The sequence below is a fragment of the Sphingopyxis sp. genome, from assembly GCF_025869345.1.
Classification (GTDB): domain Bacteria; phylum Pseudomonadota; class Alphaproteobacteria; order Sphingomonadales; family Sphingomonadaceae; genus Sphingopyxis.
This window is the reverse complement of record NZ_JAOZVW010000155.1, coordinates 1-23,171: the sequence shown is the minus strand read 5'-3', so window position 1 is coordinate 23,171 and position 23,171 is coordinate 1. Positions and strand designations below refer to the sequence as shown.

Sequence of the window (23,171 nt, the reverse complement as noted above, 5' to 3'; positions counted from 1 at the left end):
GATCCATTCTCTCAGCGCTGGATGAATGGATCCCGGATCAAGTCCGGGATGACGAAGTTACTTAGGTCAGCTTCTGGTCGATCGCCGACATGCCTCACACAGCAAAACGCCCGCGGAAATCCGCGGGCGCCTTGTTTCAGCGATGCCGGAAAGGCTCAGCCCTTGGCGACTGCCGCGATGGCGTTGTCGACCAGCGCCTTGTCGGCCTTGGCGTCGTGCTTGTCGGCGATCAGCTTTGCCGCCGCTTCGGTCGCCGCCTTGGTCGCCGCGGTGCGGACTTCCGTCAGCGCCTGGGCTTCGGCCGCGGCGATGCGGTCCTCGGCCATCTGCTTGCGGCGCGCGATCAGCGCGGTCGCGTCGGTCTTGGCCTTGGCGACCAGCGCTTCGGCCTCGGTTTCGGCGCGCGCGCGCAGTTCTTCGGCTTCCTTCGCCGCGCGGGCGAGCTTGGCTTCATATTCGGCCTTGAGCGATTCGGCGTCGAGGCGAAGCTGTTCGGCTTCGCTGAGCTGCTTCGCGATCGCGGCGATCTTGCCGTCTAGCATCGCGCCGATCGCGGCAGGCGCCTTTTTCCAGATCAGGACGACGAAGAAGATCGTCATCGCCAGCGCGACCCACCAGCTCGGCGACGACCATAGCGCGCCTGCGGGTTCGGCGCCGTGCGCCGCTTCGGACAGGATCAGTTCAACCATGGAGCACCGCCTTCACCGCCGCCTTGGCATCCGCCGCCGCGACCTTCACGCCCGACAGCTTGGCGACGAGATCGGCCGAGGCTTCGGCCGCGACCGATTCGATTTCCGCCATCGCCGACTTGCGCGCCGCCGCGACGTCGGCCTCAGCCGCCGTCATCTTGTCGGACAGTTCGGCATCGACCTTTGCGAGACGCTTTTCGGCGTCGCGCGCGGCCTTATCCTTCGCGTCCTGCACCGCCTTTTGCGCCCCGGCGCGCGCGGCGTCGTTCTGCTGGCGATACTGGCTTTCCAGATCATCCGCGCGTGCATGCGCCGCCTTGGCGGCCGCGAGGTCGTCGGCGACCTTGCGATCGCGCGCATCGACGGTGGCCTCGATCTTCGGATACATGCCGAGACCGACCACCACGAAGACCGCACCGAAAATCAGCGCGAGCCAGAAGAGCTGCGAGGCGAGATACCAGTTTTCCGCCAGCTGGTTGATCTGTGGCATAAGTTTTCTTCCGAATGGACGGCTAACGGATGCGCGCGTCGAACGCGGCGCATCGCACGGGCGGCCGCGCGCATCCGGCGATCAGGCCGGACGGCGCGGCGCCGGCGTCAGGCCGCCTTCAGATAGAGAAGGATGGCGATCAGGAACGACAGCAGGCCGAGAAGTTCGGCGGCCGCGAAGCCGATGAACAGGCGGCCCTGCTGGCCGTCGGCCGCAGCCGGATTGCGCAGCGCGCTTTCCAGGAAGCTGCCGAAAACATTGCCCACGCCGATCGCGGCCATGCCGGCGCCGATCGCGGCGAGACCGGCACCGATGAGCGTCGCTGCTTGTGCGTCCATGAAATTAACTCCTTAGATAAAAGATTGGGGTGATTAGTGAAGGTTGACCGCGTCGTTGATATAGAGCGAGGTCAACAAAGCGAAAACATAGGCCTGGATGCCCGCGACGAGCAGTTCGAGCGCGCTGATGCCGATCATCAGCGCCATGCTGGCGAGACCGACCGGCAGGCCGATCGCGGCGCCGGCGCCCGAGCTCTGGACGATGAAGTTGGCGAACACTTCGAGCAGCACGTGCCCGGCGGTCATCGCGACGAAGAGTCGCAGGCCGAGGCTGAACGGGCGCACCATGAACGACACGAACTCGATCGGCGCGATGAACGGGATCATCGGCCACGGCGTGCCGTGCGGGACGAAGAGCGAGAAGAAATGCAGACCGTGGCGCCAGAAGCCGACGACCAGGACGATCGCAAAGGACAGGACCGCGAGCACGCCGGTGATGGTGAAGTGGCTGGTGACCGTCAGCGGATGCAGCCCGCCGAGCGCAAAAGGCACCATTCCCAGGATGTTGCAGAACAATATGAACATGAAGAGTGAAAAGACATAGGGCGTATATTTGCGCCCTTCGGACCCGATGTTCGTCGACATCATCGACGAGATGAATCCGGTGAAGCCTTCGACCGCCATCTGCCAGCGGCCCGGAACGAGCTGGCGCTTCATGCCGCCGAGCATGAACAGCCACAGGATGATCGCCGCAGCCGCCATCCAGACCGCGCTGGTGGTCAGCCAGACCTCGCGTCCGTCGATCGCGAACAGTTTCGCGATCGGTTCGACGGTGAACTGGTGCATCGGGTCGAATTTACCGGCCTCAGCGGACACGCGCGTCACTCCAAAATACGTCCCGGCGCCTTGCGCCGCCGGGCTGAACCTGACCTATTCCGAACCGCTCTTGCCGCGCGAGGCCGCATTGGCGATCCGGAAGATGTTCCTGAAGGCGACGATGATCCCGAGGGCCAACATCCCCAACAAGCCCCAGGGAGAGGTATCGGCAAAGCGGTCGATCAGCCAGCCGATCAACGCCCCGCCGAGCAAACCGCCCAGCAATTCGGCCAACACCCGGTTGCCGAGCCGGTAATTGGCGTCGGCTTCGGGTGGATTGACCCCGCTCCGCTTCGCTTCTGCGGCTTCGGCCCGGTCCAATCGCTCTTCGAGCGAGACCAGGCGCGAATCCTCCGAAGTGTGTTCCGGATCGCTGCCATTCTCCGTCATCTTGCGCCATCCTCCTGAAACAAAACCGGAATATTCCGATTCCGCCCGCGAAAAAAGGCCCGAAAATTCGGGAGACCCCTAAGGCGCGGCCCGTTTAGGGATGCCGCCCCGCGAAGTCAATGCTTCTGCTGCCCCGCACAAAAATGCCGCCGCGTTTAGGGGCGCGGCGGCATATGCGGCCCGGAAGCCGCCTTGTAGATCATCTCGTTACGGGCAGCGCGTATCGCGCACCGGCGGGCTCGCATCGCGGGTCAGCCAGCGGCCGTCGGGCGCCTTATATTTCTCGCCCGGCTTGGTCTTGGCGATCAGGTTGCAGCCGGTGACGAAAGCGAACTGCTCGACCGTGCTGCCCTGCGGCGCGCCGCTGGTGTAGGCGGCCTTGCGTTTGATGTTGATGTCGGTGACGAGCTGGCGCACCGCCGGGGTCGGGGTCGAGACGAAGCCCAGATAGCCGGTGGGTTCCTCGCCGATCTGTCCGGCCGAGCGCGCGGCCTCATAGGCGGGATCGCGCTGCGCCATCGCCGAGGGCACGACCATGCCAATCGCCGCCGTTGCCGCAATCGCGGCCATCGCCCATCCTGCCGGTTTCCACTGTTTCACCATCATCATTCCTATCTCGTCAGAATATGCCGCTATTCTGCTCAATGAGCTTCTTGGCATCACCATCCAGCTTGTAAACGATTTCCTGCTTGATGTTGATATTCAGGTTGATCTCGATCGGCTTGTCGGGGGTCGCGATCTGGACGCAGCCGCCCAGCATCGCTGCTCCCGCCATGATCATACACCGATCGCCAATACCCGGCCTCCTTGCTTCCTTTGTCCTGCTCTTCATCGCACGGGCTCGCTTTCTGGGGGCTGAACGGTTGGAGAGGCGCCGGATGTCGCCGCTTCCTGCTCTTCTATTAGTCTCGACAAATTCTGCTCGATCCAGACCGACGGGTCGTAGAGCCCCTTGGCCGATGTCACCAATTGGCGGAAGGGCCCGGTGACCTTTATATTGAACACCAGCGGGATCTTCGCGATCTGTTTGGTCAGGAAATTGCGCGTTGCGCCCTCCCCCTGCCCCACGCCGCCGAAACGAATGTCGGTCACCATTTCCCCGTCGAGATCCCCGTTCAGGATGATCGTCAGATCGTCATATTTGAGGCTGCGCAGCGCGCCAAAGGCAAAATTGGCGATCGTGCCGAGATTGTGATTCGACAGTTCGCCGACATAGGCGAGCGTGCCGCCCCCCGAGCGCGCGTCGATGCGCCCGCCGACGACGCGGCCGCCCAGCCCGTCGAACTCGACCGGCAGCGTCCCGTCGAATTTGCCGGTGGCGTTGATATTGTCGAAGCCGAACTGCTGGAGGAAGGTGGCGGCATCGACCCCGACGACATCGAAGCTGAGCCGGCGCGGCTGGTCGGCGGCGAAATCGAGCGTCGCGGGATGCAACAGCAGTTCGCCGCCCGCAAAGGGCCAGCGCCCGCCCTCGATGCGCACGCGGTTGCCACCGATGAGCTGATAGTCGATCGTGCCGTCGACGACGGGGATGCCGGGATTGATCTCCTTGATCGACGCTGTCTGCCCCGGCGCCGAATGCAGGCCGATCAGATCGTCGAAGGTCAGCGTCGCGGTGAGCCCGGTGACCGGACCGAAAGCGGCCGCGAGGTCGGTATTGGCGGTCGCGAAGGTGCCGTGGCTGGTAATGCCTTCCGCCGTCCAGTCGATCCGCCCGTCGCCGACCACCGTTCCCTGGACATTGGCGACCACGCCGAGTGCGAGCGGGGTCAGCATCGATGGCTGAAAATGGTCGTCGAAGCGGAGTTCCTTGACGATCAGGTCGGCGGCGCCGGTGCCGTCGCCGAGCCGGTGGCGGATCACCGTGTCGAGAATCTTCACCCCCTTCTCGCGCTCGCTGAAGCCTGCGGTTGCTTCGATCGCGCCATCGGCGAAGCGCAGGCTCGCATCCTTGCTGATCAGTGGCGCAAAGCGCGCGGGCGTGGCGGCATCGGTCAACAGCAGGCCGCCGTCGAGCGACAGCGCGCCGCCCGCATAACGCCATTGGCCCGCGATCTCGCTCATGTTGAGCGGAACCACGCCGATCTTGCCGCTCGCACCGGCGAGGTCGCCCGTCATGCCGCCCGCCGCGGGCCGCCCCGTGATGCGGTCGGCGGCAAAGCGAGTAACGCTGTCGCCCTCGCCGAGCCGGACATCGGCGAGCGCCACGGCCCAGCGCAGCGAGGCGAGATCGACCTCGGCGCCGCGCGCGTCGAACGCGAAGGGCGACGAACCGCTTGCCCCGCGCAGCGCGAGCGAAGGAATGCGGATGGCTCCGCGCAATCCGTTTGGCCCGGCGCTGAGCAGCGGCGCGCCGGGACGGCTGCACAGGTCGATGCCAGTGCGGCCGAGCCGGAAGCCTGAAATCGCGATCCGGTCGGCACCGACGCGGGTGCAGCCGCCGTCGAGTGCCAAGGCCCCGGTAGCTGACAGAGCGCCGCTCAGCGGTACGGTCAGCCGCTCGACGCGCCCGCCCGCCAGCGGTCCCGACAGTTCGGCGCGCGTCGAGAAGCGCAGCAGGCCGCCGTTGCCCGAAAAGCGGACTGGTGCCAGTGCGAGCTGCGAGTCTTCCGCGCCATAGGGTTCGAAGCGCGCGAGCCCGCTAATCGCGCCGTCGCTGCGGCGGTCGAGCGACAGCGATCCCGTGGGCAGGTCGCCGCCGCCGAAGGTCCAGCTTCCCAGCATCGTGACCGCGGGCACCGGCGTTCCGAAGATATAGGCGATGCGGCTGTCGGAGCTCCCGGTAATGCGCGCGCCGCTGGTGCTGGCGATTTCGGGCGCGATCAGTTCGACCCGCGCGCTTTGTCCCTCGCCCGCGAGCGCGAAGCGCGTGCTGCCGCCGACATCGGCCAGCATGCGGGCGAGCGCCGCCGCAGCGCGCTTCGCCGGCGGGCCGAGCGGAGTGCCATCGACGGCTTTCGCGCCATCGACGATCGCGCGCCGCAAGGCATCGCTGCCGGTCGCTTGAACGAAAGCCACGCGTCCGTCGAGCGCGGGCGCCGCGCGCCCCACTATGCCCTTGGCGTCGAGGGTGACGCTTTGCGCGGCAAAGCCGTTTCCGCGCAGCCGCGCCATATCGGCATCGACCGTGAGGTTCGTGCGGTCGGCGGTGCCCGAAAAACCGGCCTTGACGCCCAGTCGATCGGCAACCACCGATCCCGCGGCCAGCCGGGAGAGCGCGGCGTCGGCGCTGCCTTTCCAGCTTTGCAGATTCTCCGCCAGCGACAGGTCGAGCGCGACCTGCGGCGACACCGCCGTGACGCTGCCGTCCGCGCAGCGCAGCGTTTTCGCGCGCAAAGGCCCGGACAGGCTGGGGCGCACGTCGCGCACGCGCACGCTGCCATAGAAGGTCGTGCCCGCGACCGCGCACCCAGCCGCGGTAAGGTCCGGCGCCACGAGCGCCAGCTTCCCCGTGAAATCGCGGCGGAGATTGCCACGTCCATTCAGCGCCGCGCCGATATTGCCCCATGGCGTCTCGACCCGCCCGCGCGCATCGGTGAGCTCGGCGAACAGGTCGGGCAAGGCGAAGGGCGTCGTGTCGGTCGGATCGCGGAACTTGTCGAGCGAGCCGAGCGAAAGCTGGCCGTCCACGAAACGGCCATAGAGCCGCACCCCGTCGGCGCGGATTCCCGCCACATAGGGGCCCGAAAAGCCATAGCCGAGCGAAACCTCGACCGTTTTCGCGGTCAGGTCGGGCCGCGCGGGATCGCCGATGACGAGATTCGACAAGCGCTCGCGCCGGAAACCGATCGCGTCGATCGTATAGCGTGCTGGAATGCCGCGATCATCGAGCTGGTCGCGGATAACCCGATCGGCGATCGGCTCGCGCGCGAGCCACAACACACCCGCAAGCGCGACGACCGCGCCCGCGGTCAGCCAGCGCTTCTTGAACAGGATCGTCCGCTTGTGCGGCCTCGGCGGCGGGCTATCGTCCGCCTCAGCCATGGGCGGACCGCACGGATTGCAACGGAAAGGAAAAAGCGGCCAATGACGTCATGACGCTGATATTCGTTCCTCACGCGCCCCGTTCGGGCAAATAACGCCGAAATGGCGCATTTGGCTCCAGAAATAAGGACGTTGCCATAGACCCGGAACCTTATGGCCGTTGAGTGCGCCCCACAAGCTGGTTATGCCCGCCCGATGGGGGAGGCGCCAGATCATGCGGGACATCGCGCGCGGCTGCGGACGCGGCTGCTCGGCGAACCCGAGGGCATGGCCGATTATGAATTGGTCGAATATCTGCTCGCGCTCGCGATTCCGCGCCGCGATACCAAGCCGCTGGCGAAGGCGCTGCTCCGCGAATTCGGCTCGCTCGCGCAATTGATCAGCGCCGATCCCGACGGGCTGCGCCGCGTCGATGGCATGGGCGACGGCGCGGTCGCGGCGCTGAAGATCGTGCAGGCGGCCAGCCTGCGGATGCTGAAGGGTGCGCTCAGCGACAAGCCGCTGCTGTCGAGCTGGGACGCGCTGCTCGACTGGCTGCGCGCCGACATGGGGCCGATCGACATCGAACGGGTGCGCGTCCTCTATCTCAATTCGCGCAATATGCTGATCCGCGACGAAGTCGCTAGCGAGGGATCGATCGACCAGTCGGCGATCTATGTCCGCGAGGTCGTGAAGCGCGCGCTCGAGCTCGGCGCCGCGGCGATCATCCTCGTCCACAATCATCCGAGCGGAAATGCCGAGCCGAGCCGGCAGGACATCGCGATCACCCGCGATATCGCGGAGGCAGCAGGAAAGCTGGGGATCGTCCTCCATGACCATATCATCATCGGCGGTTCCGATTATCGTAGCCTGCGCGCGATGGGGCTGATCTGATCCGGCTTTACTTACCGGGGCGGGTGCGACATCATCTGCGGATGCAGAATCGGCACCGCCATCTTCGATTCCGTTTTCACGGGGGTCAGCTTCTCGCGGGCATATAGCCCCGGGTTCCGGTGCGTCGTGCCCCGAGACCCGGGGCGAAATTCCAATTTTTCGGGTGGCGCAGCGCGCGGCGCTCCCACCCCTCCCCCCTTTGCGGAAAGCCTGCACCATGACGACTCAAAGCAAGCCGCGCCGGCGGCCTTCCATCCATATGATCGATACCGAGGCCGACGCCCTGGCGGATCTGGCCGTCAGCGTCGAAAAGCGTATGCCGCAGGTCAGCGCGCTGCTGATCGATGAAATCGGGCGCGCGACGGTCCATAATGCGAAGACCATGCCCCGCGACGTCGTTACCATGTCGAGCCAGGTCGAATTCGTCGATGAGGCCAGTGGCGAAACCCGGACGATCCAACTCGTCTATCCGCACGAGGCCGACATTGCGGCGGGCCGGGTCTCGATCCTCACCCCCGTCGGCGCCGGCCTGATCGGATTGCGACAGGGGCAGTCGATCCGCTGGCCCGACCGCGATGGCCACGAACGCACGCTGTCGGTCGTCGGCGTCGTCCAGCCCGCGACCGCCAATTGACGCCCGCCATGCGAATGCGGCCGCCGGATCGCTCCGGCGGCCGCGTCGTTCGCTTGCGTAGCAAGCCTGTCGTCAGGCGCCGCGGGTCAGGAAGCCGGTAAGCTCTTCCTTGCTGACCGCGCCCGACTTGTCGGCGTCGGCCGCCGTCCACGCCTGCCCGATCCAGGTCTTGACCTGCTCCGATTCGGGGTCGACCGACGGCTCGGTCGCCGTGCGCAGCTTCTTCATCCAGGCGGCGAATTCTTCCTGGTTGAGGTCGTTGCTCTTGTCCGCATCATAGGATGCGAACTCGCTGTTCACGATCTGCGCGATCTGCGCCGGGGTTGCGGCCGTGCCCGAGGGGGCGGGCTGCGCCGTCGCGTCGCCAGCAGGCGGCGCGCTTTCAGGCGGCGGGCTCTCCGGCGTGGGGGCCGGCGTCGGCGCGGTCGTCGACGGGTCCGGCTGTTCGGTCGGCGGAGGTGCCGCGGGATCGGCAGGCGGGGTTTCCTGCGCGAAAGCGGGCATGCTTACGGCGGCCGCGCCGATGATAAGCATATGCTTCAACATGATGAAATCTCCTGTTTACTGCGGCGGCGAATCGGGTTCGGCGGCAGGCTCATCCTGCTTGTCCGAATCCGGATCCTGCGTCGGCGTGGTCGTGCTGTCGGGGGCGGGCTGCGCCTTCTCGGTATCCGCTTTCTGGTCGGGTTCCGGGGCGGGATCGGTCGTCGTCGTCGGTTCCGACTGGGTCGGCGCCGGCTGATCGCTGGCGGGCTCCGTTTGCGCAAGGGCGGGGAAGCTGACAGCGGCGGCACCGATCAAAAGCACATATTTAAGCATCACTTCACTCCTGTTGCGGCGGGACCGATCCGGGCCTGCCGACTTTTCCAAAGGGGCAAGCGAGCAACCCGTCCGATTTGCCGAAAGTTGCGAAAGGCGGGCGATTGGCGAAACCGCCCGTCCCTGCTAGGGGGCGCCCCATCGCGTTTCCGAACGGATTCTGCGATGTCGCCCCAAAATTGAAAAGGAAATCCGATGGTTCCCCGTTATGCCCGACCGGAAATGACCGCGATCTGGTCGCCGGAGAATCGGTTTCGCATCTGGTTCGAGATCGAAGCGCACGCGACCGACGCGCTCGCCGAACTGGGCGTCGTCCCGCAATCAGCCGCGAAGGCATTGTGGGACTGGTGGGCCACCAATCCTGCGATCGACGTCGCGGCGATCGATGCGATCGAGGCGGTGACCAAGCACGACGTCATCGCTTTCCTGACCTGGGTAGCGGAAAATGTCGGCGACGAGGCGCGCTTCATGCACCAGGGCATGACGAGCTCGGACGTGCTCGACACCTGCCTTGCGGTGCAGCTCAGCCAGGCGGCCGACATCTTGCTCACCGAGCTCGACGCGCTGCTCGCGGCGATCAAGCGCCGCGCCTATGAGCATAAGTTGACCCCGACGATCGGCCGCAGCCACGGCATCCATGCCGAACCCGTCACCTTCGGATTGAAGCTGGCCGAGGCCTATGCCGAATTTTCGCGCTGCAAGCTCCGCCTTCAGGCCGCGCGCGCCGAGATCGCGACCTGCGCGATTTCGGGCGCGGTCGGCACCTTCGCCAATATCGACCCGCGCGTCGAGGCACATGTCGCGGCGAAGCTGGGGCTGACCGTCGAGCCGGTGTCGACGCAGGTCATCCCGCGCGACCGCCACGCGATGTTTTTTGCGGTGCTGGGCGTCGTCGCCTCGTCGATCGAGCGGCTTTCCGTCGAGGTCCGCCACCTCCAGCGCACCGAGGTGCTGGAGGCCGAGGAGTATTTCTCGCCCGGCCAGAAGGGCTCGTCGGCGATGCCGCACAAACGCAATCCGGTGCTGACCGAAAATCTGACCGGCCTCGCGCGCATGGTGCGCAGCGCCGTCACCCCGGCGCTGGAGAATGTCGCGCTGTGGCACGAGCGCGACATCAGCCATTCGTCGGTCGAGCGCTTCATCGGCCCCGACGCGACGATCACGCTCGATTTCGCGCTCGCGCGGCTGACCGGCGTCGTCGACAAGCTGCTCGTCTATCCCGAACGGATGCAGAAGAATCTCGACCGCATGGGCGGCCTCGTCCATTCGCAGCGCGTGCTGCTCGCGCTGACGCAGGCGGGCGCGAGCCGCGAGGACAGCTATGCGCTCGTTCAGCGCAATGCGATGAAGGTGTGGGAAAGCGACGGAGCGCTGTCGCTGCTCGACCTGCTCAAGAATGACGCCGACGTCACCGCGAAGCTGTCACCCGACGAGCTGACCGCACTGTTCGACCTCGGCTATCATATGAAGCATGTCGACACGATCTTCGACCGGGTGTTCGGCTGACGCCGCTCTTCCCGGCGAAGGGCTGGAAACCCGCGACATTCTGGCATAGGGTCGTCCAAAGCCCAATGGAGGAGCAAGCCAAGTGGGAATCCTGCGGACGATCATCTGGATCTTGCTGACCGCCGTGCTGGTCATTTTCGCGATGGCGAACTGGCGGGTCGTGACGGTGACCATCTGGCCCGGCTGGGAGGCCGAGACCAAGATGCCGCTGGTGATCCTCGCCTCCTTCCTGATCGGCGCGGTGCCGATGTGGGTGGCGCTGCGCACGACGCGATGGTCGCTGAAACGCCGCCTCGACGGCAGCGAACGACAGCTCGCCGACATGCGCGCGCTCGCCAATCGCCCAGTCGAGCCCGCGCCTGCTGCCGCGCCGGTGAACGACGTTCCGCCCGCCCCCACCGACCTCTTCCCGACGGACAAGCCATGACATCGCCCATCTATCTCGCCATCGACACCCCGCACCTCGACGCCGCGCTGACGCTGGCGCAGAAGGTGCGGCACCATGTCGGCGGATTGAAGCTCGGCCTCGAATTTTTCTGCGCCAACGGCCATCACGGGGTGCACGAGATGGCGAAGTTCGGCCTGCCGATCTTCCTCGACCTCAAGCTGCACGACATTCCCAACACTGTCGCCAAGGCGATTCAGGCGTTGCGTCCACTCGAACCCGCGATCCTGACCATCCACACCGCGGGCGGCCGCGCGATGATGGAGGAAGCGAAGGCGGCGGCGGGAACCGCCACCAAGGTCGTCGGTGTCACCGTGCTGACCAGCCTCGACGCGCCCGACCTGGATGACATCGGCGTCGGCGGCAATCCGCACGACCAGGTCGTCCGCCTCGCCACGCTCGCGCGCGAAGCCGGGCTCGACGGCATCGTCTGTTCGGGGCAGGAAGTGAAGGCCGCGCGCAAGGCGTGGCCCGGCGGCTTCTTCGTCGTCCCCGGCGTCCGCCCCGCGAACGGCAAGCTGGGAGACCAGAAGCGCGTCGTCACCCCGGCACAGGCGATGACCGACGGCGCCTCGATCCTCGTCGTCGGCCGCCCGATCAGCCAGTCGACCGACCCCGACCTCGCCGCGCGCGAGATCGAGGCGACGCTTTAAGCTCACCCTATGCGTTGACAGGGCCGCGTGTCCCCGCGAAGGCGGGGACCCATCACCAGCCGGTTCAGACTGGGACCGGCAGGAGATGGGCTCCCGCCTCCGCGGGAGCGCACAGCTTTTCAATGCGCCGGAATATTCATGCCCCCACTCGTCAAAATCTGCGGTCTTTCGACCCCCGAAACGCTCGACGCCGCGATCCGCCTCGGCGCGACGCATATCGGCCTCGTCCATTATGAGCCGAGCCCGCGCCACGTCGATCTGAAAACCGCGGCCGAATTGCGTCAGCGCGCGCAGGGCAAGGTCAAGGTCGCGCTGCTGCTCGTCAACGCCTCGCAGCAACTCACAGGCGATGCGCTGAGCCAGGTGCGGCCCGACATCGTCCAGTTCCACGGCAACGAGACCCCCGAATGGCTCGCGGCGGTCAAGCGGCTGGTTCCCGCCGAGGTGTGGAAGGCGGTCGGGCTCGCCGACGCCGGCACGCTCGAACGCGTCCGCAAATATGACGGCGCCGCCGATCGCATCCTGTTCGACGCACCCGCCGCGGCGCTGCCCGGCGGCACCGGCGCGCGCTTCGACTGGTCGCTGCTCAGGAACCATCGCCACACGATCGACTGGGGCGTCGCGGGCGGATTGACCCCCGCGAACGTCGCGCAGGCGATCGCCGAGACCGGCGCGCCGCTCGTCGACGTCTCTTCGGGCGTCGAAAGCGCGCCGGGCGTCAAGGATGTGGACAAGATGGCCGCTTTCCTTAAAGCGGCGGGACGATGACACACGCACCCAACAGCCTTCGCACCGGGCCGGACGAACGCGGCCATTTCGGCCAGTTCGGCGGCCGCTATGTCGCCGAAACGCTGATGCCGCTGATCCTCGATCTCGAACGCCATTATCGCGCCGCACAGGCCGATCCGGCGTTCAAGGCCGAGTTCGATTATCTGCTCAAACATTATGTCGGCCGCCCAAGCCCGCTGTGGTTCGCCGAGCGGCTGACGGCCAACCTCGGCGGTGCGAAGATCTACCTCAAGCGCGAAGACCTCAACCACACCGGCGCGCACAAGATCAACAATTGCATCGGCCAGATCCTGCTGGCGAAGCGGATGGGCAAGACGAAGATCATCGCCGAGACCGGCGCGGGCCAGCACGGCGTCGCTACCGCGACCGTCGCCGCGCTGTTCGGCCTGCCCTGCACCATCTTCATGGGCGCGGTCGACGTCGCGCGGCAGCAGCCGAACGTCTTTCGCATGAAGCTGCTCGGCGCCGAAGTCGTCGCGGTCGAGAGCGGCGCGAAGACGCTGAAGGACGCAATGAACGAGGCGTTGCGCCACTGGGTCGCGAACGTCCACGACACCTTCTACATCATCGGCACCGTCGCGGGCCCGCATCCCTATCCCGAGCTCGTCCGTGACTTCCAGTCGGTGATCGGCAACGAAGCGCGCGAGCAGATCCTCGAAGCCGAAGGCCGCCTGCCCGACATGCTGATCGCCCCGGTTGGCGGCGGGTCGAACGCAATCGGCCTCTTCCACCCCTTCCTCGACGATCCCGAGGTGGAGATCGTCGGCGTCGAAGCCGCAGGCGAAGGTCTGGACGGCAAGCACGCCGCCAGCCTTGCGGGCGGACGTCCCGGCATTCTCCATGGCAACAAGACCTATCTGCTGCAGGACGAGGATGGCCAGATCACCGAGGCGCACAGCATCTCGGCAGGCCTCGACTATCCGGGCATCGGGCCCGAGCATAGCTGGCTGCACGAGATCGGCCGCGTCCGCTACGAACCCGTCACCGACGCCGAAGCGCTGGCGAGTTTCCAAAAGCTGACCAAGCTGGAAGGGATCATTCCGGCGCTTGAAAGCGCTCACGCCATCGCCGCCGCCGAACGCATCGCGCCGACGATGGGCAAGGACAAGGTGATGATCGTCAACTGCTCGGGACGGGGGGATAAGGATATCTTCACGGTGGCCGACGCGCTGGGGGTGAAGCTCTAAAAGCCCTCTCCCCTTCAGGGGAGAGGGTTGGGAGAGGGGGAATATGCGAGACCGCCGGTTGATCGAGTTCGCGAAGGCAATGCGCCGCGAGCAAACCGAGCCGGAAATTCGTTTATGGCTTCAACTTCGCGCAGCCCGGTTTCAAGGCGTCAAATTTCGCAGACAAAAGGTCATCGGCCGCTATATCGCCGACTTCTCGTCTCGCGAACCGATGGTGGTGGTAGAAATCGACGGCGATACGCACGGTTTTCAAGAAGATTATGATCGAACGCGAACGGCATTTTTTGAGAAGCAGGGTTACAGGGTGATCAGATTTACCAATTCCGACGTGATGACGAACATGGAGGGTGTGCTGACCCAGCTTGCGCTGTTCATCAATCATCCCCCTCTCCCAACCCTCTCCCCTGAAGGGGAGAGGGCTATATGACTCGCTTCGCTTCGGCCTTTTCCAAAAGCCCCGCCCTCGTCACCTTCATAACCGCAGGCGATGGCGACACCGCCGCCAACCTCGACGCGCTGGTCGCGGGCGGAGCCGACGTGATCGAGCTTGGGATGCCCTTCACCGATCCGATGGCCGATGGTCCCGCGATCCAGGCCGCGAACCTGCGCAGCCTCGCCAAGGGGACGACGACCGCCGACATCTTCGCCATCGCCGCTGCCTTCCGCGTGCGCCATCCCGACACGCCGCTCGTCCTGATGGGCTATGCCAATCCGATGACGATCCGTGGCGCCGACTGGTTTGCCGCCGAGTGCGCGAAAGCAGGTGTCGACGGCGTCATCTGCGTCGACATTCCGTCGGAGGAGGATGCCGAACTCGGTCCCGCGCTGCGGGCTGCGGGGGTCGACCTGATCCGGCTCGCCACCCCGACCACCGACGCCGCGCGCCTGCCCGACGTGCTGAACGGCGCGGGCGGTTTCCTCTATTATGTGTCGGTCGCCGGGATCACCGGGCTGCAGCAGGCGGCGCAGGCGAGCATCGAGGATGCCGTTGCGCGGCTCAAGGCCGCGACCGACCTGCCCGTCGCGGTCGGCTTCGGCGTTCGCACGCCCGAGCAGGCCGGGCGGATCGCGAAGGTCGCCGACGGCGTCGTCGTCGGATCGGCCTTCATCGACATCATTGCGCAGCATGGCGACGCCGCCGCGCCGCATGTCGAAGCCTTCACCCGCACCCTCGCCGATGCTATCCACGGCGCAAAGGAGATCGCCGCATGAGCTGGCTCGACCGCGTCCGCAACGCCCTGCCCTTCACCGCCAAGCGCGATACCGCCGACAATCTCTGGCACAAATGCCGCCAGTGCCAGCAGATGGTGTTCGTCAAGGAGTGGGAGGATAATCTCAACGTCTGCCCGCGCTGCGACCATCACGACCGCATCGGCGCCAAGGAGCGCTTCGCGCAGCTTTTCGACGGCGGCATCCACGAACTCATCGCCTCGCCGCCGGCGCCCGAGGACCCGCTGAAGTTCCGCGACACCAAGAAATATGTCGACCGCATCAAGGCGGCGCGCGCGCAGACCGGCGACCGCGACGCCTATCAGAATGCGTTCGGCCGCATATCGGGCCAGGGTGCGGTGATCGGCGTGCAGGATTTCGCCTTCATGGGCGGGTCGATGGGCGTCGCGGTGGGCGAGGCTTTCGTCACCGGGGTCGAGCAGGCGATCAAGCGCGGCGTCCCCTATATCGCGATCACCGCCGCGGGCGGGGCGCGAATGCAGGAAGGCACGCTGTCGCTGATGCAAATGCCGCGCGCGACGGTTGCGCTCCAGCGCCTGCGCCGCGCGGGCCTGCCCTATGTGGTGCTGCTCACCGATCCGACGACCGGCGGCGTCACCGCGAGCTATGCGATGCTCGGCGACATCCAGATCAGCGAGCCCAAGGCGCTGATCGGCTTCGCGGGCCAGCGCGTGATCGAGAATACGATCCGCGAGAAATTGCCCGAAGGATTCCAGCGCGCCGAATATCTGCTCGATCATGGGATGATCGACATGGTCGTGCATCGCAAGCAGTTGCCCGAAACGCTGGGGCGCCTGATCGGTTATCTGGCGCCTGAGAAGGCGGCGTAATTCCCTCTCCCCTTCAGGGGAGAGGGTTAGGGAGAGGGGGACTCTCTTCCCTGTCATGCCCATTTGAGGCCGGTGTTGGAGAACTCCCCCTCTCCCCGGCCCTCTCCCCTGAAGGGGAGAGGGAGTTTCATGCCCGACCACGCCCATAGCTCCGACCCCGCCGTGCAGGCGCAGCTCGACCGCCTCGCCGCGCTGTCGCCGGGGCGCGATATCCTCGGGCTCGAGCGCATCGCCGAACTTTGCGCGCGCCTCGGCAATCCGCAGGACAGGCTGCCGCCGGTGCTCCACGTCGCGGGCACCAACGGCAAGGGATCGACCTGCGCATTCCTGCGCGCGGCGATCGAGGCCGAGGGACTGACGACGCACGTCTATTCAAGCCCGCACCTCGTCCGCTTCAACGAGCGTATTCGGATTGCGGGCAAGCTGATCGACGACAGCCAGCTCGCCGCGCTGCTCGGCGAAGTGCTCGATGTCGCCGACGGATTGCAGGCGAGCTTTTTCGAGGTCACGACCGCCGCCGCGTTCCTCGCCTTCGCGCGGACCCCCGCCGATGCCTGCATCGTCGAGGTCGGACTCGGCGGGCGGCTCGATGCGACGAACATCATCGCGCACCCGGCGGTTTGCGGCATCGCGTCGCTCGGCATCGATCACGAAGCCTTTCTGCTCGCGCCCGAGGCGAATGTCCCCGCCGCCCCGCTGGACCGCATCGCCTTTGAAAAGGCGGGCATCGCAAAAGCCGGCGTCCCGCTGGTGACGCAGGCCTATCCCGCAACCGCGCGGGCGGAAATCGCGAAGCAGACCGCAAAGGCCGGCGCGATGCTGCTCGACCGCGGCGGCGCGTGGGAGGCCACAGCCGACGACAAGGGCCTGCATTACCGCGATGCGCGCGGCGCGCTCGACCTGCCGCTCCCCGCCATGGCCGGCGCGCATCAGGCCGACAACGCCGCGCTCGCCGTCGCGATGCTCCGCCATCAGACCGCGCTGGCCCTTTCCGACGAAGCCTTTGCGGTATCGATGAAAGCGGCGCGCTGGCCCGCCCGATTGCAACGCCTCGGCGCGGGACCGCTGACCGCCCTGCTGCCGCAGGGCACAGCATTGTGGCTCGATGGCGGGCATAATCCCGACGCCGGTGCGGCGCTTGCCAAGGCCCTGGCCGGCCAGCCGCCACTCCACATCATCTGCGGGCTACTCGCGAACAAGGATGCGGCGGGCTTTCTGCGCCCGATCGCCGACAAGATCGCCTCCTTTCAGGCGGTGCCGATTCCGGGGCATGAGCATCATGATCCACAGGCACTATGCCGCCAGGTGCAGGGTGAACTGGGCGTCGCCGATGTCCGCGCTTGTCCCGATGTCGAAACCGCGCTGCGCCATATCGCGCACAACCGCGCACCTACCGACGTGCTGGTCTGCGGCTCGCTCTATCTTGCGGGCGTCGTTCTCGACCTCAATCGTGAATGGCCGGTCTGACCCACCGTTGCGCGAGGGCGTCAGCCGGTTGATTTTTCCTCGACTTTCCCTGCCGTTCCGACGGACAGGTCGACGAGGCCCGCTCGCATCATCCACCAGAACAGCAGAACGCCGGGCACCGCCGCCGCGGTGGTCAGCAGATAGAATTGGACATAGCCGAATTGCTCGATCAGCGCGCCCGCGGTGGTGCCGGTGACGAAGCGTCCGACGATGCTCGCCGCCGATGAAATCAACGCATAATGGGCCGCGGTAAAGCGCAGGTCGCAAAGCGCGGAGAAATAGGCAACGACGACGACGCCGCCGATGCCGCTGGCGAAATTTTCGAACCCGATCGCCCCCGCCATGCCGATATTGCTTTTGCCGGTCGCGGCCAGCAGCGCGAAGCTGAAGTTCGATACCGCCATCAGGATCAGGCTGACCAGTACCGATCGCTTCATCCCCATGCGCGAATAGATGATACCCCCGACGAAAATCCCGATCAGATAGGCCCAGAAGCCGATGCCGACGTCATAGATCGCGATCTCGTCGTTGGTGTAGCCCAGATCGTCGAACAGCAGGCGGAACGTCAGATTCGCCAGCGTGTCGCCGATCTTGTGAACGAGGATGAACAGCAGCACGAGCGGCGCGCCCTGCCGCTGGAAAAATTCGACGAAGGGGCCGATGATCGACTGGACGATCGCGCTGCCGCCCTTGCGTTCGGCGGGGCTGCGATGCCGTTCGGGCTCGCCGTTCCACAGCGCCGCGATCACGGCGGGTAGCGCAAAGAGCGCGCAGGCCAGATAGGCGGCTTCCCACCCGTGGCGCGCGGCAAGATAGAGCGCGAGCGCACCGGCGGCGGTCGATCCGATACGCCAGCCATATTGGCTCATCCCCGATCCGATGCCCAGTTGTTCGGGTTTCAGGATTTCGATGCGATAGGCGTCGATCACGATGTCGAAGGTCGCGCCTGCCAGCCCGACGAGGATCGCCGCGACCGCAACCTGGAAGATGTCGGCCTTTGGATCCTGCATCGCCAGATTCGCCACCGCGGCCATCACCAATGCCGCGGCCAGAATGATCCACGACACGCGCTGACCAAGGCGGCCCAGCACCGGCAGGCGAACCCCGTCGACCACCCACGACCACAAGGGTTTCAGATTATAGACGAGGAAGGCGAGCGTGAAGGCGGTCACCGTCTTCTTGTCGATGCCGTCCTGCGCCAGCCGCGTCGTCAGCGTCGCGCCGATCATCGCATAGGGGAAGCCCGACGACACGCCGAGCAGGAAGGCGGCGACCGGCGCGCGTTCCAGATAGGGCCGGATGCTGTCCCACCAGCCCTGCGGTGCCGGCGTCACGCTGTCTGCTTGCAAAATCGGCTCTCCCCTAACGCCCGGACATGACGCCCATGGCCTAAAGCGTCGGGAGCAAATTGGAAGCGGCTAATTGGGACGCTGCGCCAAAACGCCGTGCGGTCACGCCGCTTCGGGGCGCCAGAAGGTGACGAGGCCGCTGACCTTGCGCGGCGCCTTTTTCTTGCAGGTCATCGTCTCGACCGCCTTCACCGCCGACAGCAGCGCCGAGGCGCTGTGCGGCTTGCCGAGGCAGGCGACGGCGATCTCTTCGGCATCGGTGGGGCATTCGCCGGTCACCAGCAGCACCGCGATGCCGCGGTCGCGTGCCAGGCGGGCGACCTCGCGGCCCGTCATGTGGCCTGCAAGGCCAAGGTCGAGGACGATCGCGTCGATCTGGGTCGAGGCGATCACCGCGACAGCGGCTTCGCCCGAATCGACCGTCGCGACGACATCATAGCCGCCATGCTTCAGCGTCCGCTCGCTATCGAACGCGACCAGCGGGTCATCCTCGATGACCAGCAGGCGCTTGATGCACGACGGGCGAGACGCGAAGAGCATATAAACTCCCTTTACCGACGCCATGACTCGCTCTGGCCTTTCCTGCAATATCGCTTCGGCTTGCCATCGACGAAGCGATCGTTTTCGGGCTATGAGCGTGATCACAAAGTCACAGTTTGTGTCTGAAAACGACAAGAAAGCCGCATCCGTTCCCATGACCACCCGCCGTCCGCCCCGCAGCGCGCCCCGTCCGGCGCCCGCCGATGCCCCGCGCGGCCGCCGTGCCGCGCGCGCCGCCGCGCCGCCCCGCGATCCCAAGGCCGAACCCGAGCGCGAGGATGGGCCACAGCGGATCGCCAAGCTGCTCGCGCGCGCCGGGGTCGGGTCGCGGCGCGATGTCGAACGGATGATCGAGGAGGGCCGCATCGCGCTCAACGGCGAGACGGTCGCGCAGCCCGCGCCGCTGCTGGCGTCGCTCGACGGGCTGACGGTCGACGGCCAGCCCGTCGCCAAGCCCGTTTCGACCCGCCTCTATCGCTTTCACAAGCCCGCGGGCTGCCTGACCGCCGCGCGCGATCCCAAGGGGCGCAAGACGATCTACGACCTTTTGCCCAAGGGGCTGCCGCGGCTGATGCCGGTGGGACGGCTCGATTATAATACCGAAGGGCTGTTGCTCCTCACCAACGACGGCGAATTCAAGCGCCAGCTCGAACTGCCCGCGAGCGGGGTCGAGCGCACCTATCGCGCGCGCGCGTTCGGCGACATCAGCCAGGCGCAGCTCGAGGATCTAGTCGAGGGCATCGAAATCGACGGCATCCGCTATGGCAAGATCGACGCCAATCTCGAACGCCGCACCGGGCGCAACCAGTGGATCGAGATGACGCTGACCGAGGGCAAGAATCGCGAGGTGCGCCGCGTCCTCGAACATCTCGGCCTTCAGGTCAGCCGCCTGATCCGCACGCGCTATGGGCAGTTCACCCTCGACGGGCTCGACATGGGCGGGGTCGAGATCGTGCCGCGCGACGAATTGTTCCAGTTCCGGCGGCGCCTCGACAAATGAGGGTCATCGCGGGCGAATGGCGCGGCCGCAAGCTGATCGCGCCGAAGAATGACGCGACGCGTCCCACCGCGGACCGCACGCGTGAGACGCTTTTCTCGATGCTCACCAGCCGTGTCGGCAGTTTCGAGGGGCTGTATGTCGCCGATCTGTTCGCGGGCTCGGGCGCGCTCGGGATCGAGGCGCTGTCGCGCGGCGCCGCACAGTGCCTGTTCGGCGAGCAGGATCGCGACGCGCTCGACGCGCTCCGCCAGAATCTCGCGGCGCTAGGCGCGGCGCCGCGCGCCGACGTGCGGGCGGGATCGGTTCTGGGCCTCGGTCCCGCGCGCCGCAGCTTCGACCTGCTGCTGTTCGACGCCCCCTATGGCACCGGCGCGGGCAGCGTCGCGCTCGACAAGCTCAACCGGCTCGGCTGGATCGGACCCGACAGCTGGATTTCGGTCGAGACCGCCGAACGCGAAAGCGTCGATGTCGCGGGGTTTGAAATCGACGCCGAGCGCCGGGTCGGCAAGGCGAAGCTGACGCTGCTACGGCTGGCGTGACGTCTTCCGCACCATCAGCAGCCCGATCCAGCTCACAACCCCGGCGAGCGCGAGGTAGAGGCCGACCACGTCGGTCCCGCGCCAGTCGCTGAGCGCCTGCGCGACGATCGGGGCGAGCGCGCCGCCCAATATGCCGCCGGCGTTGAAGGTCACCGACGCGCCGGTATAGCGCACGCGCACCGGGAACAGCGCGGTCAGCCAGCTTCCGAGCGGGCCATAGACGAGGCCCATCACGAACAGCGCCGCCGCGAGCCCCGCGAAGATGACCGGCCAGCTTCCCGACGCCAGCGACGGTCCGAAGATCAGCCCGACGAGGATCGTCGCGCCGCATCCCCACGTCAGCACGCGCTGGGCGCTCGATGCGTCGCTCGCATAGCCCGCGAAGATGATGCCGCCCGCCATGAACAGGATCGCGCCGAGCTGGACGAGCAGGAATTGCTCCTTCGGATAGCCGAGCGTCGTCGTGCCATGCGCGAGCGCGAAGCTGGTCGAGAGATAGAAGATCGCGAAACAGGCGACGACCGCGAAAGTGCCCGCCAGCGTCGCGAGCAGGTGGTGCCGCAGCAATTCGCCGAGCGGGACGCCGACGGGCGCGTCCTTCTCGAGCGCTTCCTTGAAATCGGGCGTCTCGCCGATCTTCAGCCGCACCCACAGGCCGAGGCCGACGAGCACCGCGGAGAAGAGAAAGGGGATGCGCCAGCCCCAGGCCGCGAAATCGGCATCGTTCAGCACGAGGCCGAGCAGCAGGAACAGCCCGTTCGCGGCGATGAAGCCGACCGGCGCGCCCAATTGCGGGAACATGCCGAAGCGCGATTTCCATCCGGGCGGCGCATTCTCGACCGCGAGCAGCGCCGCCCCGCCCCATTCGCCGCCGAGCCCCAGCCCCTGCCCGAAGCGCAGGATGCAGAGCAGCAGCGGCGCGACCCAGCCGACCATCGCATAGGTCGGCAAAAAGGCGATCAGCAGCGTCGAGGCGCCCATCAGCACCAGCGAGGCGACGAGGGTCGACTTGCGCCCGATACGGTCGCCATAATGGCCGAAGACGATCGCGCCGACGGGGCGCGCGAGGAAAGCGAGCCCGAAGCTCATGAAGCTGAACATGAGCTGCGCCGACGGCGATTCGGCGGGAAAAAAGAGCGGCCCGATCACCAGCGCGGCAGCCGTCGCATAGACGTAGAAATCATAGAATTCGACCGCGGTGCCGACGAGGCTCGCGGTCAGGATGCGGCGGTGCTTGCGATAGGGTGCCAAGTCCATGGGCGACGCCCCTCCCTCTTGTTTCTTCAGCGTTTCGATCGGGCCGCTTTGGACGGGTTGGGGCATTTTGTGCAAGGCGGAATAAAGGTGGAGGGGTGCGCGATGATCCCCCCTTCGTCATTCCCGCGAAAGCGGGAACCCAGTGTGGGGTCAGCCGACGCACGCTCTGGGTTCCCGCTTTCGCGGGAATGGCAAACGTTATAATCAAAGATCGGTCGTGCTCGCCTTTTTCCATCCGGCAATTGGCGATTTTCACGCACCGCGCTAGACGCACTCCATGACCGCATTCCACCAGATCGGCATCGTTGGCGCGGGCCGCGTCGCGCAGGCACTGGCGCTTGCCCTCGCACCGCATTCGAGCGCGCCGCCGCTGCTGTGGGCGCGATCCCGCGACAAGGCCCGCGCTGTCGCGCACGCCGTTGCCGCGCCCCGGCTGGGCGATCTCGCAAGCGGCTGCGACGTCATCGCCATCGCGGTCTCCGACGACGCGCTCGCAGCCGTCGCGGCCGATCTCGCAGCCGCCCTGCCCTCCCTCGCCGCGCCCTTCGTCTTTCACCTCAGCGGCAGCAGTGGCGCCGCGATCCTCGATCCATTACGCCATGCCGGGGCGCCGACCGCCGCGATCCATCCGGCGATGACCTTCACCGGCGACGCCCACAGCGAGATCCAGCGCATGAAGCAGGCGCGGTTCGCGGTCACCGGCTCCTCCCCGGAGGCCGGCCAGATAGCGCGGCAGATCGTCGGCCTGCTCGGCGGCGTGGCGGTCGAGATCGCCGAGGAGCGCCGTCCGCTGTATCACGCCGCGCTTTGCCATGCCTCCAATCATCTCGTGACGCTGATGGCGGGCGCTTCGCACGCGCTGGCCGCGACGGGCGTCGACGATCCCGCGGCGCTGCTCGCACCCCTCGTTCGCGCAGCGCTCGAAAATAGTCTGGAGCGCGGCTTTGCGGCGCTGTCAGGGCCGTTGCTGCGCGGCGACGAGCGGACGGTCGCGGGGCATCTGGCTGCGCTCGCCGCCGATTGCCCCGCCCTGCTCTCCGCCTATCGCGCGATGGCGCTCGCGACGCTCGACGAATTGGGGCGGTCCGGGCCATCGACGCTGCGCCATGCACTGGACAGCGCGGCCGCTGTTCCCTAATCGTTCGCGCGTGAACAGCCTCCCCGTCTCGCCGCCCGATCCCTCGGACCCGCCCTATCTGCAAGGCCTCAACGACCCGCAGCGGCAGGCGGTGCTGACGACCGAAGGGCCGGTGCTGATGCTCGCGGGGGCAGGCACCGGCAAGACCGCGGCATTGACCGCGCGGCTTGCGCATATCATCGCGACCCGTCGCGCCTGGCCGTCCGAA

The 23,171-nt window shown here is 66.5% G+C and carries 28 protein-coding genes; 15 read left to right on the top strand and 13 right to left on the bottom strand.

Annotation, left to right across the window (positions count from 1 at the left end; translation table 11 throughout):
* Positions 1-155: 155 nt before the first annotated feature.
* The 8 genes from OJI97_RS17685 to OJI97_RS17650 all read right to left on the bottom strand — a co-directional run bounded on the left by OJI97_RS17685 (position 156) and on the right by OJI97_RS17650 (position 6,707).
* Positions 156-689 carry a F0F1 ATP synthase subunit B gene (locus OJI97_RS17685; RefSeq protein ID WP_297665681.1) on the bottom strand — a complete coding sequence of 178 codons (534 nt, stop codon included), beginning with the start codon at positions 687-689 and terminating at the stop codon, positions 156-158.
* Complete coding sequence (locus OJI97_RS17680; RefSeq protein ID WP_297665679.1) at positions 682-1,179, bottom strand: ATPase; 498 nt, start codon at positions 1,177-1,179, stop codon at positions 682-684. The genes OJI97_RS17685 and OJI97_RS17680 overlap by 8 nt, the downstream gene beginning before the upstream one ends.
* 107 nt (positions 1,180-1,286) lie before the next feature.
* Complete coding sequence (locus OJI97_RS17675) at positions 1,287-1,517, bottom strand: F0F1 ATP synthase subunit C (RefSeq protein WP_067108963.1); 231 nt, start codon at positions 1,515-1,517, stop codon at positions 1,287-1,289.
* 33 nt (positions 1,518-1,550) lie between these two features.
* Positions 1,551-2,333 (bottom strand): F0F1 ATP synthase subunit A, encoded by a 783-nt coding sequence (locus OJI97_RS17670; RefSeq protein WP_297665675.1) that lies wholly within the window; start codon positions 2,331-2,333, stop codon positions 1,551-1,553.
* Positions 2,334-2,387: 54 nt separating this feature from the next.
* Entirely contained in the window at positions 2,388-2,723 is a 336-nt protein-coding gene (locus tag OJI97_RS17665; RefSeq protein ID WP_297665673.1) for an AtpZ/AtpI family protein, read from the bottom strand.
* A 207-nt stretch (positions 2,724-2,930) separates the two neighbouring features.
* A complete protein-coding gene (locus tag OJI97_RS17660; RefSeq protein WP_297665671.1) occupies positions 2,931-3,332 on the bottom strand; it encodes a YdbL family protein in 402 nt (133 codons plus the stop codon).
* Positions 3,333-3,342: 10 nt separating this feature from the next.
* Entirely contained in the window at positions 3,343-3,504 is a 162-nt protein-coding gene (locus tag OJI97_RS17655; protein ID WP_257550090.1) for a YnbE family lipoprotein, read from the bottom strand.
* A gap of 47 nt (positions 3,505-3,551) precedes the next feature.
* Positions 3,552-6,707 carry a YdbH domain-containing protein gene (locus tag OJI97_RS17650; RefSeq protein ID WP_297665669.1) on the bottom strand — a complete coding sequence of 1,052 codons (3,156 nt, stop codon included), beginning with the start codon at positions 6,705-6,707 and terminating at the stop codon, positions 3,552-3,554.
* Between the two features lie 195 nt (positions 6,708-6,902).
* Here OJI97_RS17650 and radC point away from each other — a divergent pair, with 195 nt between their 5' ends.
* Together radC and rnk are read left to right on the top strand one after the other, a co-directional pair.
* Complete coding sequence (gene radC / locus OJI97_RS17645; RefSeq protein WP_297665667.1) at positions 6,903-7,580, top strand: DNA repair protein RadC; 678 nt, start codon at positions 6,903-6,905, stop codon at positions 7,578-7,580.
* A 259-nt stretch (positions 7,581-7,839) separates the two neighbouring features.
* The gene (rnk, locus tag OJI97_RS17640) at positions 7,840-8,214 is read left to right on the top strand and encodes a nucleoside diphosphate kinase regulator (protein ID WP_297665665.1); all 375 of its coding nucleotides are present in this window, start codon (positions 7,840-7,842) and stop codon (positions 8,212-8,214) included.
* A gap of 72 nt (positions 8,215-8,286) precedes the next feature.
* Here rnk and OJI97_RS17635 read toward each other — a convergent pair whose 3' ends face one another.
* Entirely contained in the window at positions 8,287-8,760 is a 474-nt protein-coding gene (locus tag OJI97_RS17635) for a calcium-binding protein (protein WP_297665663.1), read from the bottom strand.
* A 15-nt stretch (positions 8,761-8,775) separates the two neighbouring features.
* On the bottom strand, positions 8,776-9,033 hold the full coding sequence (locus tag OJI97_RS17630) for a hypothetical protein (RefSeq protein ID WP_297665661.1): 258 nt from the start codon (positions 9,031-9,033) through the stop codon (positions 8,776-8,778).
* 195 nt (positions 9,034-9,228) lie between these two features.
* On the opposite strand from OJI97_RS17630, the gene purB reads away from it, so the two are divergent.
* The 9 genes from purB to OJI97_RS17585 all read left to right on the top strand — a co-directional run bounded on the left by purB (position 9,229) and on the right by OJI97_RS17585 (position 17,140).
* The gene (gene purB / locus OJI97_RS17625; protein WP_297665659.1) at positions 9,229-10,539 is read left to right on the top strand and encodes an adenylosuccinate lyase; all 1,311 of its coding nucleotides are present in this window, start codon (positions 9,229-9,231) and stop codon (positions 10,537-10,539) included.
* Positions 10,540-10,621: 82 nt separating this feature from the next.
* On the top strand, positions 10,622-10,966 hold the full coding sequence (locus tag OJI97_RS17620; protein ID WP_297665657.1) for a LapA family protein: 345 nt from the start codon (positions 10,622-10,624) through the stop codon (positions 10,964-10,966).
* Positions 10,963-11,637 (top strand): orotidine-5'-phosphate decarboxylase, encoded by a 675-nt coding sequence (gene pyrF, locus OJI97_RS17615; protein ID WP_297665655.1) that lies wholly within the window; start codon positions 10,963-10,965, stop codon positions 11,635-11,637. Before OJI97_RS17620 ends, pyrF begins: the two co-directional genes overlap by 4 nt.
* 138 nt (positions 11,638-11,775) lie before the next feature.
* Positions 11,776-12,405 (top strand): phosphoribosylanthranilate isomerase, encoded by a 630-nt coding sequence (locus OJI97_RS17610; protein WP_297665653.1) that lies wholly within the window; start codon positions 11,776-11,778, stop codon positions 12,403-12,405.
* Positions 12,402-13,613 carry a tryptophan synthase subunit beta gene (trpB, locus tag OJI97_RS17605; protein WP_297665651.1) on the top strand — a complete coding sequence of 404 codons (1,212 nt, stop codon included), beginning with the start codon at positions 12,402-12,404 and terminating at the stop codon, positions 13,611-13,613. The genes OJI97_RS17610 and trpB overlap by 4 nt, the downstream gene beginning before the upstream one ends.
* A 43-nt stretch (positions 13,614-13,656) precedes the next feature.
* A complete protein-coding gene (locus tag OJI97_RS17600) occupies positions 13,657-14,040 on the top strand; it encodes an endonuclease domain-containing protein (RefSeq protein ID WP_297665650.1) in 384 nt (127 codons plus the stop codon).
* Positions 14,037-14,825 (top strand): tryptophan synthase subunit alpha, encoded by a 789-nt coding sequence (trpA, locus tag OJI97_RS17595; protein ID WP_297665649.1) that lies wholly within the window; start codon positions 14,037-14,039, stop codon positions 14,823-14,825. Before OJI97_RS17600 ends, trpA begins: the two co-directional genes overlap by 4 nt.
* Entirely contained in the window at positions 14,822-15,673 is an 852-nt protein-coding gene (accD, locus tag OJI97_RS17590; protein WP_297665647.1) for an acetyl-CoA carboxylase, carboxyltransferase subunit beta, read from the top strand. The genes trpA and accD overlap by 4 nt, the downstream gene beginning before the upstream one ends.
* Before the next feature lie 129 nt (positions 15,674-15,802).
* Positions 15,803-17,140, top strand: a complete 1,338-nt coding sequence (locus OJI97_RS17585; RefSeq protein WP_297665645.1) for a folylpolyglutamate synthase/dihydrofolate synthase family protein — start codon at positions 15,803-15,805, stop codon at positions 17,138-17,140.
* Between the two features lie 20 nt (positions 17,141-17,160).
* On the opposite strand, the gene OJI97_RS17580 is transcribed toward OJI97_RS17585, so the two are convergent.
* Entirely contained in the window at positions 17,161-18,489 is a 1,329-nt protein-coding gene (locus tag OJI97_RS17580; protein WP_297665643.1) for an MFS transporter, read from the bottom strand.
* Positions 18,490-18,591: 102 nt separating this feature from the next.
* Positions 18,592-19,029 carry a response regulator gene (locus OJI97_RS17575; RefSeq protein WP_297665642.1) on the bottom strand — a complete coding sequence of 146 codons (438 nt, stop codon included), beginning with the start codon at positions 19,027-19,029 and terminating at the stop codon, positions 18,592-18,594.
* 154 nt (positions 19,030-19,183) lie between these two features.
* Between OJI97_RS17575 and OJI97_RS17570 the strand changes: the two genes are divergently transcribed.
* Both OJI97_RS17570 and rsmD read left to right on the top strand, forming a co-directional pair.
* On the top strand, positions 19,184-20,029 hold the full coding sequence (locus tag OJI97_RS17570; RefSeq protein WP_297665641.1) for a pseudouridine synthase: 846 nt from the start codon (positions 19,184-19,186) through the stop codon (positions 20,027-20,029).
* A complete protein-coding gene (gene rsmD / locus OJI97_RS17565) occupies positions 20,026-20,568 on the top strand; it encodes a 16S rRNA (guanine(966)-N(2))-methyltransferase RsmD (RefSeq protein ID WP_297665640.1) in 543 nt (180 codons plus the stop codon). Before OJI97_RS17570 ends, rsmD begins: the two co-directional genes overlap by 4 nt.
* On the opposite strand, the gene OJI97_RS17560 is transcribed toward rsmD, so the two are convergent.
* The gene (locus tag OJI97_RS17560) at positions 20,554-21,825 is read right to left on the bottom strand and encodes an MFS transporter (protein WP_297665638.1); all 1,272 of its coding nucleotides are present in this window, start codon (positions 21,823-21,825) and stop codon (positions 20,554-20,556) included. The two genes, rsmD and OJI97_RS17560, sit on opposite strands and share 15 nt — an antisense overlap.
* 277 nt (positions 21,826-22,102) lie before the next feature.
* Here OJI97_RS17560 and OJI97_RS17555 point away from each other — a divergent pair, with 277 nt between their 5' ends.
* Together OJI97_RS17555 and OJI97_RS17550 are read left to right on the top strand one after the other, a co-directional pair.
* On the top strand, positions 22,103-22,963 hold the full coding sequence (locus OJI97_RS17555; RefSeq protein ID WP_297665637.1) for a Rossmann-like and DUF2520 domain-containing protein: 861 nt from the start codon (positions 22,103-22,105) through the stop codon (positions 22,961-22,963).
* 10 nt (positions 22,964-22,973) lie between these two features.
* Positions 22,974-23,171: UvrD-helicase domain-containing protein (locus OJI97_RS17550; protein ID WP_297665636.1), on the top strand; the 198-nt coding region annotated here is incomplete at its 3' end.

What these genes read in the sequence shown, in the direction of transcription:
- OJI97_RS17685 (WP_297665681.1), bottom strand. Translation starts at nt 689, where the DNA reads ATGGTTGAACTGATCCTGTCCGAAGCGGCGCACGGCGCCGAACCCGCA.
- OJI97_RS17680 (WP_297665679.1), bottom strand. Translation starts at nt 1,179, where the DNA reads ATGCCACAGATCAACCAGCTGGCGGAAAACTGGTATCTCGCCTCGCAG.
- OJI97_RS17675 (WP_067108963.1), bottom strand. Translation starts at nt 1,517, where the DNA reads ATGGACGCACAAGCAGCGACGCTCATCGGTGCCGGTCTCGCCGCGATC.
- OJI97_RS17665 (WP_297665673.1), bottom strand. Translation starts at nt 2,723, where the DNA reads ATGACGGAGAATGGCAGCGATCCGGAACACACTTCGGAGGATTCGCGC.
- OJI97_RS17660 (WP_297665671.1), bottom strand. Translation starts at nt 3,332, where the DNA reads ATGATGATGGTGAAACAGTGGAAACCGGCAGGATGGGCGATGGCCGCG.
- OJI97_RS17655 (WP_257550090.1), bottom strand. Translation starts at nt 3,504, where the DNA reads ATGATCATGGCGGGAGCAGCGATGCTGGGCGGCTGCGTCCAGATCGCG.
- OJI97_RS17650 (WP_297665669.1), bottom strand. Translation starts at nt 6,707, where the DNA reads ATGGCTGAGGCGGACGATAGCCCGCCGCCGAGGCCGCACAAGCGGACG.
- radC (WP_297665667.1), top strand. Translation starts at nt 6,903, where the DNA reads ATGGGGGAGGCGCCAGATCATGCGGGACATCGCGCGCGGCTGCGGACG.
- rnk (WP_297665665.1), top strand. Translation starts at nt 7,840, where the DNA reads ATGATCGATACCGAGGCCGACGCCCTGGCGGATCTGGCCGTCAGCGTC.
- OJI97_RS17635 (WP_297665663.1), bottom strand. Translation starts at nt 8,760, where the DNA reads ATGTTGAAGCATATGCTTATCATCGGCGCGGCCGCCGTAAGCATGCCC.
- OJI97_RS17630 (WP_297665661.1), bottom strand. Translation starts at nt 9,033, where the DNA reads ATGCTTAAATATGTGCTTTTGATCGGTGCCGCCGCTGTCAGCTTCCCC.
- purB (WP_297665659.1), top strand. Translation starts at nt 9,229, where the DNA reads ATGGTTCCCCGTTATGCCCGACCGGAAATGACCGCGATCTGGTCGCCG.
- pyrF (WP_297665655.1), top strand. Translation starts at nt 10,963, where the DNA reads ATGACATCGCCCATCTATCTCGCCATCGACACCCCGCACCTCGACGCC.
- OJI97_RS17610 (WP_297665653.1), top strand. Translation starts at nt 11,776, where the DNA reads ATGCCCCCACTCGTCAAAATCTGCGGTCTTTCGACCCCCGAAACGCTC.
- trpB (WP_297665651.1), top strand. Translation starts at nt 12,402, where the DNA reads ATGACACACGCACCCAACAGCCTTCGCACCGGGCCGGACGAACGCGGC.
- OJI97_RS17600 (WP_297665650.1), top strand. Translation starts at nt 13,657, where the DNA reads ATGCGAGACCGCCGGTTGATCGAGTTCGCGAAGGCAATGCGCCGCGAG.
- trpA (WP_297665649.1), top strand. Translation starts at nt 14,037, where the DNA reads ATGACTCGCTTCGCTTCGGCCTTTTCCAAAAGCCCCGCCCTCGTCACC.
- accD (WP_297665647.1), top strand. Translation starts at nt 14,822, where the DNA reads ATGAGCTGGCTCGACCGCGTCCGCAACGCCCTGCCCTTCACCGCCAAG.
- OJI97_RS17585 (WP_297665645.1), top strand. Translation starts at nt 15,803, where the DNA reads ATGCCCGACCACGCCCATAGCTCCGACCCCGCCGTGCAGGCGCAGCTC.
- OJI97_RS17575 (WP_297665642.1), bottom strand. Translation starts at nt 19,029, where the DNA reads ATGCTCTTCGCGTCTCGCCCGTCGTGCATCAAGCGCCTGCTGGTCATC.
- OJI97_RS17570 (WP_297665641.1), top strand. Translation starts at nt 19,184, where the DNA reads ATGACCACCCGCCGTCCGCCCCGCAGCGCGCCCCGTCCGGCGCCCGCC.
- rsmD (WP_297665640.1), top strand. Translation starts at nt 20,026, where the DNA reads ATGAGGGTCATCGCGGGCGAATGGCGCGGCCGCAAGCTGATCGCGCCG.
- OJI97_RS17560 (WP_297665638.1), bottom strand. Translation starts at nt 21,825, where the DNA reads ATGGACTTGGCACCCTATCGCAAGCACCGCCGCATCCTGACCGCGAGC.
- OJI97_RS17555 (WP_297665637.1), top strand. Translation starts at nt 22,103, where the DNA reads ATGACCGCATTCCACCAGATCGGCATCGTTGGCGCGGGCCGCGTCGCG.